This window comes from Vibrio ezurae NBRC 102218 (assembly GCF_000467185.1).
Classification (GTDB): domain Bacteria; phylum Pseudomonadota; class Gammaproteobacteria; order Enterobacterales; family Vibrionaceae; genus Vibrio; species Vibrio ezurae.
The window spans coordinates 174,760-190,284 of the sequence record NZ_BATM01000008.1 but is presented as its reverse complement, the minus strand read 5'-3'; the positions used below and the strand labels follow the sequence as shown (position 1 = coordinate 190,284).

The window sequence follows — 15,525 nt, the reverse complement described above, 5'->3', positions numbered from 1 at the left end:
TTTATCATAGGAAAAACGACAATTTAAAGGTAATCATAGCCCCTTTCTAGGTATTCCTTGCCCCAATATGCTCAAAAGAAAACCTCAGAAATCAGCTCGCAAATACAATAAGCATGCTCACAGCAAGCCATTTCCCCTTAAAAATAACTCAACGCAGCTACGAATATACTTTTCACGTTGCTCATCGCTTTCTTGGCTATCCTCACCAAGGTTGGCAAAATACACCGCTCGACCATGGAATAACAATAATAACTGCATGGCTGCATCTTCCATATCAATGCCTAAGTTCAGAGATTCGCGCGCTAACTTTTCGCTTAGGTAATGGCTCAATGTCGTGATGGTATTTTTAGGCCCTGATTCTAAATACATAGAAGCTAAATCTGGGTGGCTCTCTAGCTGACTGATAGCATTTCGGTAAGTTTGTTTAACGCCTTCTTCCAGTAATAGGCTTTGAAAGCGCATCCCAAATTCCACCAACATCTGTTGCAGGGAAAGCTCGTAGTTAAATTCATTCTCAGTAATGCGATACGTAATACACTTTGATTGAATACAGGTCTCAAACAGCGCATCTTTAGTGCCAAAATGGGCATAAACGGTTTGCTTAGACACATTTGCCGCTTTTGCTATTGCATCCATACTGACCCGATAGCCGTGTTCTGCAAACAATTGCCCTGCTGCCAATAAGATCTGTTGTTTCTTATATTCGTGTCTACTCACCACTTTTCCTCACAAAAGCTCAACATTGTTAAACTTTATAACAATCAAACTGGACAGTCTAGTTTGATTGTTGTTTAATTGCCCAATAACCACCTTAATGCATATCCGAGGCGTCAATGCGATCGACACTACACTTAAAAACTGCGCTATTACTGAGTATGACAGTCTCACTTAGCGGCTGCTTTGACTCATCGGCGCAACCTACTGAGCCAAGCCAACACTTGAGCGTAAACACCTATTCACTTAAGCAAAGCGATCACTATCAAGTACAGCGAGAATATGTAGGCACCATCAAGGCATCCCAGCAATCTCGCCTTGGGTTTGAGTTTCCCGGAAAAATATCGGCTATTTTGGTCGATGTGGGTGACAAAGTGGCAAAAGATGCGCCTCTGATTCGTTTAGATACGCAACTATTAGAGACCGAAGCGAAGCAGTTACAGGCGCAGCGCAATGAAATTAAAGCGCAGTTACAACTGGTTGACGCTAACTTAAAACGCCAAAGATCGCTTAAATCAAAAGGATTTAGCGCCGAAGCCGAAATGGATGCACTCACCAGTGAAAAAGCGGTGTTGCAAGCCAATACCGTACGCCTTGATGCCAGTATTCAAGCCAACTCACTTAAGCAAAGTAAATCGACCATTACCGCGCCCTACGCTGGCATTGTCAGCCAGCGTCATGTGTCCCTTGGTGATGTAGTTAATGCCGGCGCGCCTACCTTAACCTTGCTAGCGCAAAACAATAAAGAAGCCTTTATCGGTATTCCCACCGCGCAATTGACCAATATTAGCCAACTTAAACAGCCACAAATCCGCATCGCCGAAAACACCTATGCAGTTAAACTTCTCAACCCCGGCGCGCAGGTGGACTTAAACTCAAGAAGTGTTGGCCTTCGCTACCTATTGCCTAATAGTGCGCAGGTTATCGATGGACAACTGGCGTACCTTAACTACCAAGAAAATATGCCTGAAAATGGGTATTGGATCCCAAACACCGCGTTAACCGACGGTATTCGCGGAGTATGGAAAGTGTTTGTGGTCACGGATGAAGACCTAGTCGAGCGTCGCAGCGTACAAGTGCTGTTTGCCGATAGCCAAAACGCTTATGTGCAAGGGGCTATTGCCGAAAACGAACGCATTATTAAAGATGGCCTGCACCGCATTGTTCCCGGTCAAAAAGTTGCGCCTATTTCAAGCGGAGAATAAACGATGAAAATCATTAACATCGTCTCTAACACTCGCTTATTAATATTGATGACGGCGTTTTTATTGGTCAGTGGCTTCTCTGCTTTTAACACTTTGCCCCGCGCCGAAGATCCCGTCATCAGTAACCGTTTTGCCACGGTCACTACCAGTTATCCCGGTGCCAGCGCCGAACGCGTAGAAGCACTGGTAACTGAGGTCGTGGAAAATAAACTGCGCGAACTCAGTGAAATCAAACTGATTTCATCCACTTCTCGTCCCGGCGTATCTATCATCAATATCGAACTCAACGATGAGATAACCCAGCCCGATCCCATATGGTCTAAAGCGCGCGATAAGCTCGCCGATACACCGCCACTGCTGCCCGTAGGCGCATTTGCACCCGAGTTTGATAGTGACCACACCTACGCATTCACGCTCATTACCGCCCTCACATGGCAAGGAAGCGGTGACAGCGATTTATTGACCCTTGGCCGCTATGCCAAAGAGCTTGCTTCTCAATTACGCGCGCTATCCGGCACTGAGTTTGTTGACAGCTACGGCATGCCAGAAGAGGAAATATTAGTTAGCCTTGATACGAGCTCAGCCGTAGCGTTAGGCAATTCCAGTGCCAGTATTGCGCAGAGCTTAGATGGCGCAGATGCTAAAAATTCAGCCGGTGAGCTGGTTAACGGGCATTCAAGATTTGGCTTAGAAATTGCCGCTGATTTAGACTCCCTAGAGCGCATCCGCCAAGTACCTATTGCGATAGATGAGCAAGGCCATCGCATACGCTTAGAAGATATCGCCACAGTCAGTCGCACGCAAAAAACGCCCGCAGGAGAGATTGCCATTATTGATGGTAAGCCCGGCGTGATTGTTGCTGCGCGCATGCAATCTAATCTACGAGTGGATAAATGGACGCCGCGCGCTGAAGCATTAATTGCTCGCTATCAACAGCAACTGCCAAGCAATATCAAAGTAGAGACTCTTTTTAGTCAGCAAGGCTATACCCAAACTCGCCTATCCGATCTTGGCGACAGTTTGCTACTTGGCTTTAGCATTATCTTAGTTGTGCTACTGCTTACCTTAGGTTTTCGCGCCGCGATTATGGTGGCCGTGGCCTTGCCTCTGACCTCAATGCTGACCCTAATGCTAATGAAATTTACCGGCATCCCCATTAATCAAATGTCGGTAACCGGTCTTATTGTCGCATTAGGGATCATGGTGGATAACGCTGTGGTGATGGTGGATACCATTCAAACCTACCGCCTAAAAGGCAAAGCCAAACTTGAATCAGCACTGGCGGCGATTGAGCATCTCTGGGTGCCTCTGTTAGGCTCTACTTTAACCACCATTTTGGCCTTCGCCCCCATCTTCTTGATGCCTGGCGCCAGTGGTGAATTTGTCGGTGCGATTGCTATTACCGTCTCTTTCTCTCTGATTGGCTCGTATATTATTTCACACACCATCATCGCAGGTTTTGCGGTGCACTTTTTGCCTAGCTATTCGTCTTCTAAGCACTCGTCTTCTAAGCATTTATCTTCTAATCATTGGTACAACACAGGTATCCGCATTGCACCTGTTACGCGTGCTTTTTCCAAAACCGTATCACTGGCAATACGTCGTCCGCTGATTGCCATCGCACTGGTCATCACAGTGCCAATTGCCGGCTATATCAGCCTTTCACAATTAACTGAGCAGTTTTTCCCGCCGTCAGATAGAGACATGTTTGAAGTTCAGGTCTACCTATCACCGCAGGCCAGTATTTATGCCACTGACAATGTCGCAGAAGAGGTCGATACGATCATTCGACAATATACGGGCGTTGAACAAGTTAACTGGCTGGTTGGCGGCAACTTCCCGTCGTTTTACTACAACTTACAAGCCTCACAAAGCCGAGCGCCCTATTTTGCGCAAGCAATGGTCAAAACTGATACCTTTCAATCGACCAATGACATGATCGCAAAGTTACAACGTCACCTAAGTCATGCTATTCCCAACGCGCAAATACTGGTAAGAAAGCTTGAGCAAGGCCCTCCGTTTAAAGCCCCTATTGAGCTGCGTATTTATGGGGATAATCTCGATCAGCTAAAAAGCATAGGTGAAGACATTCGCTTGATCTTAGCCAATACTCAGCACGTCACTCACACCCGTGAAACCTTGCAACCAGGCACGCCGAAAGTGTGGCTAGATATTGACCAAGATGCGGCTAAGCTCAACAGCATGGCGCTCAGTGATGTCGCAAACTTGCTGCAATCATCGTTAGTTGGACGTGAAAGTGGCAGTATTATAGAAGCCAGTGAATCAATTCCAGTAAGAGTGCGAGTGGGCGACAGTGAAAGAGAAAACATCAGTCACCTTAGCAATTTGCGCCTGCCGATTGCCTCGGAGGCCTATAGCACCGGCATCAGTATTTCCACCATAGCTAACCTCAGCCTCACCCCTAGTCGGGGCGCGATACCTAGGCGTAATGGACAGCGAGTGAATACGATTGAAGGTTATATCGAAGCGGGCGTGTTGCCACAAACGGTATTAAACGAATTCCAATCTTCTTTAGAGAGTTACTCACTGCCAACGGGCTATCGCGTTGAATTTGGCGGTGAATCAGCAGAGCGCGATGAATCGGTAAACAGCTTAATGGCCAATCTGGCTATGGTTATTACCTTAATGATTCTGGTGGTTGTTTTGTCCTTTAATTCATTTAGGTTGAGCAACATCATTTTCTCAGTCGCTTGGCTATCGGCAGGGCTGGGGATTTTGTCTGTGTATCTGTTTGGCTATCCGTTTGGTTTTACGGTCATTATTGCGATGCTGGGGATTGTCGGTTTGGCGATTAATGCGGCAATTGTCATTTTAGCCGAATTAAAAGCCAGCCCAGCGGCTTGCCAAGGTGATGAAAGCGCTATCCTTGAAGCGGTGATGAGTTGTACCCGTCATATCACCTCCACCACGATCACTACCGTCGGCGGTTTTGTTCCACTTATCATTGCCGGTGGCGGATTTTGGCCTCCGTTTGCCATCGCAATCGCAGGAGGAACAACTCTCACCACTTTAATCTCTTTCTATTTTGTGCCCGCACTCTTTAAGTTGTTAATGAGAAACAATAAACCTAAGAACAACTTATAAAGCCGATGACTATCAGGGGGCTTGCCCCCCCTTTTCTCCCTCAATGATTTAACCTATTTCTCTTATCGCTATACAACAAGATGCATTAAATAGAGTTCACTTTGAAAATGAATATTTAAACCATTATCTACTAGACTTTCTAGTTATTCCTTTTATGCTAGATGGCGATTACCTTAAATTGCAACATTATTTAAAGGTTCATTAATCACGCTAAAGTCAGCGTCTAATACTAATAAATCATTTGGGAGAGACTTTTTACTCCCACTTATATGGATGTACTATGTCAAACACACTCATTGCACGCATCGCTAAGGGCAACTTAGTTATGCAAATCTTAGTCGGTATCGTTGCCGGCGCTATCCTTGCAACCGTTTCACCTGCGGCGGCTACCAACGCAGGCCTACTTGGTAGCCTATTTGTTGGTGCGCTAAAAGCAATTGCACCTATTTTGGTTTTCATTCTGGTCGCAGCTTCTATTGCTAACCAAAAGAAAAACCAGCATACCTACATGCGCCCGATCGTCATTCTATATTTAATTGGCACCTTTTTAGCTGCGATCACTGCTGTTGTATTAAGCTTTGCTTTCCCTACGACGTTAACCTTAGTTGAAAGCTCGACTAGCATTACCCCTCCACAAGGTATTGCAGAAGTATTGCACACATTACTCTTTAAGTTGGTGGATAACCCTGTTCATGCACTAATGGATGCAAACTACATTGGTATTCTTGCTTGGGGTATTGGTCTTGGTCTTGCATTACATCATGCATCAGACACCACTAAATCTGTATTTGAAGATCTAAGCCAAGGCGTTTCGCAAATTGTTCGCTTTATTATTCGTTTAGCGCCACTGGGTATTTTCGGTCTCGTTGCTGCAACATTTGCGACAACAGGATTTAGCGCATTATTTAGCTACGCGAACCTACTGTTTGTACTGCTTAGCGCCATGCTGGTAATCGCATTGGTCATTAACCCGATTATTGTTTGGGTTAAAACGAAGCAAAACCCATACCCATTGGTATTGCAGTGTTTGCGTGAAAGTGGCGTAACCGCGTTCTTCACTCGTTCAAGTGCAGCAAACATCCCAGTAAACATGGCACTGTGTGAAAAACTTAAATTAGATGAAGACACTTACTCTGTCTCTATTCCACTAGGTGCAACCATCAACATGGGTGGTGCGGCAATCACAATTACAGTACTGACTCTTGCGGCAGTACACACTCTAGGTATTCAAGTTGATTTCTTGTCAGCACTACTACTTAGCTTAATTGCAGCGGTCTCAGCATGTGGCGCATCTGGTGTTGCGGGCGGTTCTCTACTGCTTATCCCACTAGCGTGTAGCTTATTTGGTATTCCAAACGAAGTTGCAATGCAAGTGGTCGGTGTTGGCTTTATCATCGGCGTAATCCAAGATTCTGCTGAAACCGCACTAAACAGCTCTACAGATGTGGTATTTACCGCAGCAGCATGTCGTGCTGAGCAGTCAAAATAACAGACGGCCTATCGGCTAATTAAGTAGAATAATATCAAGGTCGGGAAACTGGCCTTTATTTTGTCCAAAAAACGACCAAACGTTCACTAAACCCTCTACTCGTTCGTATTGCATCCGATATCAGTATAAAACCCCACCATCACACCAAAAATGCAACGTTAGTTTGCAATGGCTATTTGTATGACTAATAACGCAAACTTAGATCATAAAAAACAATAGCTTAGGAAAAGCACAAAAAGATTTATAAGAAACCAGTCCCATTGATGTCATTAATGCTGCGCTGTATATCTAGTTCTGTTCATACTAAAAATATTATAGACAGACACAACTATGACTACTCAAAAAACAATCTTAGGCCACCCTCGTGGTCTTTTTCTACTGTTTAGCACCGAGCTTTGGGAACGTTTCTCCTACTACGCTATGCGTGCCATCCTAGTTTTATATCTTACAGACACAACAATTAATGGTGGTTTAGGCTGGAGCACTAAAGACGCTTTGGATTTATACGGTATCTATACCGGGTTAGTTTACGTTACGCCTTTAATTGGTGGTTGGATCGCTGATAATTATTTAGGTCAACGAAAGTCCGTGATCATTGGTGGCGTTCTAATGGCTATTGGTCAATTTTCGTTAGCGCTTCCAGCAGGTGCTTTTGGCATCGACGCTTATACCTCGTTCTACCTAGGTCTAACCCTGCTTATTTTGGGTAATGGTCTGTTTAAGCCAAACATCTCTACTATGGTTGGTGATCTTTACGAAGAGGGCGACAACCGCCGTGATGGTGCTTTTACCATCTTCTATATGGGCATCAACTTAGGGGCTCTAATTGCAGGTATCGCAGCAGGTAGTGCTGCTGATGCGTATGGCTGGAATGCAGGCTTTCTTGTCGCCGGCATTGGTATGATGCTAAGTGTGGTATTGCAAGTGAGCCTAAGCCAATCTTGGTTAGGCAATATCGGAACTGTACCTGCGGCAAAACAAGGTCGTCAACAAGGTGCAAAAACTAAAACGCCATTGAGCAAAGAAGAATTTGACCGTTTAAAAGTCATTCTTGTTTTGGGCTTGTTCGTCATCATCTTCTGGGCCGGTTTTGAACAAGCTGGCGGCTTGATGAACATCTACACTCAGCAATACACCGATCGTATGCTAGGTAACTTTGAAGTCCCTGCGGCTTGGTTCCAATCGCTAAACCCACTCTTTATTATGCTACTTGCTCCACTCTTGGCAGCGGTATGGGTAAAACTGGGTAAACGTGAACCGACCTCTCCCGTTAAGTTTGCGTTTGCACTTTTCTTCTTGTCGGTCGGTTTCTTATGCATGGTTGGCGCAGTGCTGCAACAAGGCGGTGATGAAAGCGTGAAAACATCAATGATCTGGTTGGTTGGCGCGTATTTCTTCCATACTTTAGGCGAGCTATGTATCTCTCCTATCGGCCTATCTATGGTGACAAAACTGGCTCCCCTTCGCCTAGCCTCTTTGATGATGGGTGCATGGTTTGGCTTTAACGCGATCGCAAACTACGTAGCAGGCTTAATAGGCTCACACGTTGGTGACTTTGGTGCGATGGCTATCTTTGGTGGTATCGCAGTTGCTGCTACTATATCGGGTATTATCTTATTGTTTATGTCAAATACCTTGGTGCATTGGATGCATGGCGCAGAAAGTAAACCTGTAGACAATGACGAGTCACTCGAACAAGCGACAGCTTAATCACCCTACCCTTTTTATGTAGGTTCAGGTGTATTAACAAATACGTTTAAAAAAATGGGGACGCACAATGCGTCCCCATTTTTATTTGACCGCACTATTTAAACACCCAGCGAGAACTCAATAAATAATTGCCCATAAATCCCGCGCCTACCCCGCACACAAACGCCAATGCATGAGTAAAATGATTCTCCCCTAGTGAAAGCAATATGCTTTTAAACACCAGTAAATTTGGCAACATCGACAAGCACGCCGAGATAAAAAATCGTTTCCATTGCACAAAATGGTTCCCACGACTTTCAAACGTATAAACTCGGTTGCCGAGCCAAGTACAACTGGCTGCTACCACAAACGCAATCACACGTGAAACCATCGTCGGCAAGCCAATCCAATACAATAATATCGAGAAAACACTCAGATCAACCACAAACCCAAGCGCACCTACTTTGGCAAATCGAACAAATCGATGAGTTTTCATTCCATCCTCTTATAACAGACTGCATTTATGTAAGTAAATCATCTTGGTTTGAACAAAAAATAAGACTAAGATGAGCGACTTTTTCTATTTCCACTCGTCGTATATTAAACACGAAACTCTTCTTATGAAACTCAATACTAGCCCAGTTACGCAGCATATCTTTCGCAATCATAATTTTTATCTAAAGCGTGACGAACAACTCCATCAACATTTCTCTGGCAACAAAGCTCGCAAGTTTATGAGTTTGCTTAATGAAGAGCACGCGGGTATTGACACTCTCATCGGTTACGGCTCAATTCAAGCAAACTCTTTGTATTCACTGGCGGCGCTGTGCAAAATAAAGAAATGGAAGCTAGAGTTTTATGTTCACAGAATACCAAGTTGGTTAAAAGAAAAGCCCACAGGCAATTATCGTGGCGCTCTTGAGCTCGGCGCGCAAATATTTGAATGCCATGATGATAAGCAGCTCCCCATCTCACCTGAGCAATATATACGCACCATTCGACAACCCGAGCCAAACTGTCTTGTTGTGCCCGAAGGCGGGCGTAGCCCAATCGCCGAAAAAGGCATTCAAGCTTTAGCTAACGAACTTTTAGACTGGACGCGATTCAAACCCAAACACCAATTTGCCATTGCGCTTCCCTCTGGTACGGGCACAACGGCGCTATATCTGCACAAACACCTGAAAGCGCATCAGATTCCAGTACTGACTTGCGCCTGTGTTGGCGGAGAAACGTATTTACGTGAGCAGTGGCAAGAACTTGGCGAAACTGACGATGTACCGACCATTTTGCACGCCGATTACAAACATCATTTTGGTAAGCTCTACCAAGATGAATATACCCTTTGGCAAGAGCTTGGTAAAAACACCAATGTAGAGTTTGATCTACTCTACGACCCTTATATGTGGCAATGTTTACTACCTTGGATGAACAACAATCCAGATGTCACTATCTTGTATATCCATCAAGGGGGCATTTTAGGAAACGAAACTATGTTGCCAAGATATCTACGAAAATTTGAGCAAAATGCACCCAGCAATAAGGAAAAGCACATTCTTCGTAAATAATGACACCCAATAAAGCAACAATATTAAAAAAGAGGCTAAAACTCCCGATTAAACTCAATAAACCTGATTTATCGCAACTCATCTTTGCTCCGCACGCCGGATACTTACCGGATCAAAGATATCAATAAGGGATAGATCATGGATAAGTTAGTTGAGCGCTTTCTTCGTTACGTCAGTTACGACACTCAATCAGATGGTGCAGTACAGCACTGCCCAAGCACAGAAGGTCAACGCGTTCTAGCCAAACAGTTATACCAAGAATTGCTAGAATTAGAGCTTATCGATGTCACCTTAGACAATAATGGCTACCTCAGTGCAAAACTGCCATCCAATGTCACCCATTTGGTTCCTGCCATCGGTTTTATTGCTCATATGGATACCGCTCCTGATGCCAGTGGACGTAACGTAAAACCACAGGTTATCGAAAACTATCAAGGTGGCGACATTGCCTTAGGCACCTCGCAAGAAGTACTCTCACCAACACAGTATCCGGATCTCAATAACCTACACGGCCAAAGCCTTATCACCACTGACGGCACTACCCTATTAGGCGCTGACAACAAAGCCGGTATTGCCGAAATCATTACCGCTATTGCTTACCTCAAACAAAACCCAAGTATTCAACATGGCGACATCTGCATAGGCTTTACTCCAGATGAAGAAATTGGACGTGGCGCAAACCTATTTGACGTAGATAAATTTGGGGCGCAATGGGCCTATACCATCGATGGTGGCCCAGTGGGCGAACTAGAATACGAAAACTTCAATGCCACCACCGCGACAGTGATTTGCCACGGCGTGAATGTTCACCCTGGCACAGCAAAAAACAAGATGATCAACTCCATGAACATCGCAGCGCAATTTCAACGCTTAATGCCCAGCGACCAAACGCCAGAAACCACCGAAGGTTATGAGGGGTTCTACCACCTCAAATCTATGTCGCCTAGTGTAGCTCGCACAGAACTGTCCTATATTGTGCGTGACTTTGACCGTCAAGGATTGCAACAACGTAAAGACTTCATGCAACAAAAGGTCGATGAGCTCAATAGCCAATTAGACAAGGGCCATGTCGAACTTAAGTTAACAGACAGCTACTTCAATATGCGAGAAATGGTCGAGCCACACCCACACATTATCGAGCTGGCAAAACACGCCATGCTCGAATGCAATGTGCAGCCCAATATCAAGCCGATCCGTGGCGGCACAGATGGTGCTCGACTGTCATTTATGGGTTTGCCTTGCCCAAATATCTTTACGGGTGGTTATAACTTCCATGGCATTCACGAATTCATCAGCATCGATGGTATGCAACAAGCGGTGCAAGTGATTGTAAAACTGGCCGAGAACACCGCAAAAAGTACTCAATAAGCCATAGAGGCTTTCGCTCCCAACAGCAAGATACTTTATTCAGATAAAGTACCTTGCTGTTGGGAGCTAAATAAACCAACTTAGATAACAAAATAAAAACAACCTATTAACACAACCCAAGCTAAACCTCGTTTAAATAACAGCAGTCATATACTCGATAAATTTCAACTTTTCGCGCTTATTAATAATTATTTACAATTAAAAGCCGTATATCTTTTTTCACTACAATTAATAAGCCTTAAATGTGAAGTGGCGCATAATGATAAGTATTCCTGTGATCTAACGGATAAAATACAATTATAGACAGTGGTAACCTATTACCGAATTTATTGTTTTTATATCCAATTATTTATAGAGAGGAATATAATGTTTTCAGTTACTTTAATGCCAAGCGATAACAACTCTCAACTTTGTTCACATTTAAAAAGTACGTTGTCTGAAAATATCTACGATTATTTTGATGCATCTTCAGTGCAATTTTGGGAATCTGATGAAGAAGAAATTATTTTCATCGATAAGAAGGCTCAAGAATCTAAATGGGGCATCACCATCAACGCCGAAAACCGCGTTGTACTTGAAGAGTTTCTAGAAAATATGGAAAGCCCGATCCCATTGGAGTTGCTAGAGAGTTAATAGACATTCAGCTCAACAGACGCAGCCAAGTGGCGCCTTCTGCCACTTGGGATGTACTCTGCTTATTGAAATCATAATCTTCGATATAACAGCTACTTATCTTTCCCCTCGACAACACTAATTTGCTACCATTAGAGCATGACATTAAGGAATGCCGATGAATAGCACCACTCAATACTACAACCAAAACGCACAGCAATTTTTTGATTCGACCGTTGGTGTCGAAATGCAGTCCCTTTATCAAAAATTCTTGCCTTTGTTACCTAATAACGGTCGTATTCTTGATGCTGGCTGTGGCTCGGGCCGTGATAGCAAAGCCTTTTTAGATCTTGGGTATAGTGTGGACTCATTCGACGCTAGCGAAGAGCTGACAAAACTTGCGGCAAACCTAACTAAAAGTAACGTCACCCTATCAACGTTTTTAAATTTCCAAGCAAATCCAAATACCTACGACGGCATTTGGGCTTGTGCATCATTGCTGCATGTTCCGCAAAGCCAACTAAGCGCAACCTTTGCTCATTTAACTCAATACTTAAAACCCAGTGGCTATTTCTATTGTTCATTTAAACTCGGCAGCTCAGAATTAGATCGCAATGGTCGTTTTTTTCGAGATTTAACCCTCTCTCAGCTTGAGGCTATTTTAGCTGACACGCAGGTGTTACACATTGAATCTTGGTGGGAAACCGCCGATTTACGCCCAAATAGAGAAAACGAAAAGTGGTTAAACGCCATACTGAAACGTCATCCCTAATTAAAGAGCGTAGATCATGCTAAGCCAGTCACAAGTGAATGAAGTAATGGCCTGCTTTGGCTTTTCAGCCATGCAAGAGCACAAACTGGGGTGCTTATATGAAGATAAGCATCAACAAGTGGTGGTAGTAGACTTTTGGGACACTCCCCCCAGCGACTATCACTACGTTGAGTACACCAGCCTGCAAAATCGCTTAATGCACCAATATCAGGGGATTTATCGCTTTTTTGCGCTCTCTGAACACGAACTGCATTCACAACTTGAAAATTTCTTGCGCTTAGACTTGCAACATAAAGTCGCGGATATGGCGATACACACCTACGGCGCGCATCGCAATGAAACCCATTTAGACCCTACTCCGCCAGAATTTAATTTCCACACTACCTTTGAAGAAGTGTTTGGCTCTCAATATTTATACGCATTGCGACCCGAAGAGGTTTATATTGATCTTAATGGTCATCGACGTTATATCGATTTTGTTTTGCATCGTAGCCAAGGCAATATTGCCATAGAGCTTAACGGTGAACGTTACCACCACCCGCTATTAATTTCGCAGCAGAAATATCTTTCGCAATTATATAAGCAAAACTCACTGGTGCACGATGGGCTATTAGTTTATCGATGGTCAAATCGCGGTATGCGTGACGACTTTAAATTTAAAGAGCAGCTTAAAGATTATTTTGGGGATACTTCACAATTTAGAGCAACGCCTTATTTTAAAGGAAAAAGACAAGTCAGCTTTGAGCTCTATGCTCACCAAAAAGACGCCATAGAATCCATCAGTGACAAACGCTCGCAAGGTCAAAACACCTTTCTCACTGTTTTACCCACCGGCACAGGCAAAACCGAAGTCTTTATTGAAGACTTTCGTCGTCAATTACAACAAGGTGCAACCCAACACGCTTTAGCCATTGTTCCTACAGTGAATTTGAAAGATCAATTAGTGGAGAGAGTTCAGCAACATCTGCCGCTGGTTGAAATCAGTACCGAGATAGATACGCCTTTGGATCTGACCATTGTCACCAATGCGGCGGTAGTGCGGAACTATCTGCACCTACCGAGCCAACTATTTGACTATATATTGGTTGATGAAGCCCACAGAGCAGCCGCCACTGGATTATCTAAGGCATTAGAATATTTTACGCCACGTACCTTACTTGGCTTAACCGCCACCGACGAACGACTTGACCAGAAAAAGCTAGAAGATATCTTTGGTCATTATCATGTTGATTTAACACTGCAACAGGCAATGGAACATGGGTTAGTACCGCCTATTCGAGTGTTTCGCCTTGAGTCCAATATCGATTTTTCTAAAGTACGCTTTAACGGCAAAGACTTTGTAAAATCCGATCTGCAAAAAACGATTCAAATCCCTTCAAGAGATCACTTGATTGCCGATATTTTGCAAAAATACTTTGTTGATGGCGCATTACAAAAGCAAGGCATTATCTTTTGTGTGGATGTAAAACATACCGAGCGCATGGCAAAAGCTCTGCGCTTAGTAGGCATTAATGCTAAATCTGTGCATGCTAAGGATCGCTCCGCTATCGATGAGTATTTTGCAGGAGAGGTTCAGTTTCTTTGCGCTTGTGAATTGCTCAGCGAAGGTTGGGATGCGCCGCAAACCAGCGTGGTGGTTATGGCAAGGCCGACCATGTCAAAAGCCCTGTATCTACAGCAATTGGGAAGAGGCACTCGCCTAGCACCAAACAAAGAAGCCTTATATGTTATCGATATTATTGATAATTATGGGCCGGCTTTACTGCAACCTTGGAACCTACATAATTTATTTAATATTGGGCATTACCGCGCTTTCGCTGAGGTGGGTGATTATCAGCACCCTGTGTCGCAACATGAATTATTGGTGCTGGATGGGTTATACGAGCAAGAGCGTAAAATTGAGCCCATTGATATTTTCAACTTTGAACAAGAGTTTGGAGATCTGTTCAGTGAGGAGCAACTGGCAAGAGAGCTATTTATCTCTACAGGCACCGTAAGAAATTGGATTAAAAAACAAGATATTACCCCTACTCGCTCAATCCCGTTTGGCAAAAACCAGTTGCACTATTTTTCTCAACAAAGCATAGAGGGCATCAGAGCCGAGAAAAACATAAAACCTCGCACAGAAGCTACCCGCTTTGACGATTTCTGGGAGTTTTTGGGCAAACGAGATTACACTTTCTCGTACAAAATCATTTTCTTACTTGCCTTTCATGCTAACTGCGATGAAAACGGCGAAGCACAAACTGAGCAAATAGCCAAACACTACCAAGCCTTTTATCAACGATTATTCACAGAGTTTGGGCAGTGTGAAAAAGAGAACAATCCGCTCAATCGCACTGAATATCTGCATGATCTAAAATATTTAACGCGCAGTATTGCCAATAACCCATTTGAAAAATTTGAACGTAAGCGTTTCTTCTATCAATCGAAAGAGCTCTCTCTCACCGCTATGGATTCATTGCTATGGGATAAACTTAGCAAACAAGATTGGGCAAAAATACAAGATCAAATGATTCAAGATGGGATAAACTACTTCCAAAAGTTAGGCATCACGCTTAGCAAAACCTATTTTGAGTTTTAACATGCCACTGCAAATCTCCAACACCGTCACCCTAGCCGACTGGGAAATTGAAATGACCGCCATTCGCGCGCAAGGTGCGGGTGGGCAAAATGTCAATAAAACCTCGTCTGCCATCCATCTGCGATTTGATATTAATCGATCTACATTACCGCAAGTGTATAAAGAGCGATTGCTGGCGTTGTCGGATAGTCGTATTACCAGTGATGGCGTGATTGTGATTAAAGCGCAGGCACATAGGACGCAGGAGTTGAATCGACAAGATGCATTAGATCGTCTGCTAATCTTGATTAAGAGCGTCACCATTGTGCCAAAGATTCGTCGCGCAACTAAGCCGACGCGCGCTTCACAAAGGCGACGTGTGGATGCGAAAAAGAAAAAGGGACAAACCAAATCAATGCGGGGCCGAGTCGTCTAACCCAGCC

General features: G+C 44.1%; 12 protein-coding genes. 10 read left to right on the top strand and 2 right to left on the bottom strand.

The window, feature by feature from the left end:
* Positions 1-117: 117 nt before the first annotated feature.
* Positions 118-720 (bottom strand): TetR/AcrR family transcriptional regulator, encoded by a 603-nt coding sequence (locus tag VEZ01S_RS04610; RefSeq protein ID WP_040890132.1) that lies wholly within the window; start codon positions 718-720, stop codon positions 118-120.
* A 113-nt stretch (positions 721-833) separates the two neighbouring features.
* Between VEZ01S_RS04610 and VEZ01S_RS04605 the strand changes: the two genes are divergently transcribed.
* From VEZ01S_RS04605 to VEZ01S_RS04590, 4 genes are all read left to right on the top strand, one after another.
* Positions 834-1,919, top strand: a complete 1,086-nt coding sequence (locus VEZ01S_RS04605; RefSeq protein ID WP_021712843.1) for an efflux RND transporter periplasmic adaptor subunit — start codon at positions 834-836, stop codon at positions 1,917-1,919.
* A gap of 3 nt (positions 1,920-1,922) precedes the next feature.
* Positions 1,923-5,024 carry an efflux RND transporter permease subunit gene (locus VEZ01S_RS04600; RefSeq protein WP_021712842.1) on the top strand — a complete coding sequence of 1,034 codons (3,102 nt, stop codon included), beginning with the start codon at positions 1,923-1,925 and terminating at the stop codon, positions 5,022-5,024.
* Between the two features lie 280 nt (positions 5,025-5,304).
* Positions 5,305-6,513: a serine/threonine transporter SstT gene (sstT, locus tag VEZ01S_RS04595; protein WP_052032194.1), complete on the top strand. Its 1,209-nt coding sequence runs from the start codon at positions 5,305-5,307 to the stop codon at positions 6,511-6,513.
* A gap of 330 nt (positions 6,514-6,843) precedes the next feature.
* Complete coding sequence (locus tag VEZ01S_RS04590) at positions 6,844-8,223, top strand: peptide MFS transporter (protein WP_021712840.1); 1,380 nt, start codon at positions 6,844-6,846, stop codon at positions 8,221-8,223.
* Positions 8,224-8,317: 94 nt separating this feature from the next.
* Here VEZ01S_RS04590 and VEZ01S_RS04585 read toward each other — a convergent pair whose 3' ends face one another.
* A complete protein-coding gene (locus VEZ01S_RS04585) occupies positions 8,318-8,698 on the bottom strand; it encodes a GtrA family protein (RefSeq protein WP_021712839.1) in 381 nt (126 codons plus the stop codon).
* A 124-nt stretch (positions 8,699-8,822) separates the two neighbouring features.
* Between VEZ01S_RS04585 and VEZ01S_RS04580 the strand changes: the two genes are divergently transcribed.
* From VEZ01S_RS04580 to arfB, 6 genes are all read left to right on the top strand, one after another.
* Positions 8,823-9,767: a pyridoxal-phosphate dependent enzyme gene (locus VEZ01S_RS04580; protein WP_040890126.1), complete on the top strand. Its 945-nt coding sequence runs from the start codon at positions 8,823-8,825 to the stop codon at positions 9,765-9,767.
* 138 nt (positions 9,768-9,905) lie between these two features.
* Positions 9,906-11,135, top strand: coding sequence for a peptidase T (gene pepT, locus VEZ01S_RS04575; RefSeq protein ID WP_021712837.1), 1,230 nt, complete (start codon positions 9,906-9,908; stop codon positions 11,133-11,135).
* Between the two features lie 366 nt (positions 11,136-11,501).
* Positions 11,502-11,768, top strand: coding sequence for a hypothetical protein (locus VEZ01S_RS04570; protein WP_021712836.1), 267 nt, complete (start codon positions 11,502-11,504; stop codon positions 11,766-11,768).
* 157 nt (positions 11,769-11,925) lie between these two features.
* Entirely contained in the window at positions 11,926-12,519 is a 594-nt protein-coding gene (locus VEZ01S_RS04565; RefSeq protein WP_021712835.1) for a class I SAM-dependent methyltransferase, read from the top strand.
* Between the two features lie 16 nt (positions 12,520-12,535).
* A complete protein-coding gene (locus tag VEZ01S_RS04560) occupies positions 12,536-15,103 on the top strand; it encodes a DEAD/DEAH box helicase (protein ID WP_021712834.1) in 2,568 nt (855 codons plus the stop codon).
* 1 nt (position 15,104) lies between these two features.
* Positions 15,105-15,518 (top strand): alternative ribosome rescue aminoacyl-tRNA hydrolase ArfB, encoded by a 414-nt coding sequence (gene arfB, locus VEZ01S_RS04555; protein ID WP_021712833.1) that lies wholly within the window; start codon positions 15,105-15,107, stop codon positions 15,516-15,518.
* Positions 15,519-15,525: the final 7 nt, after the last annotated feature.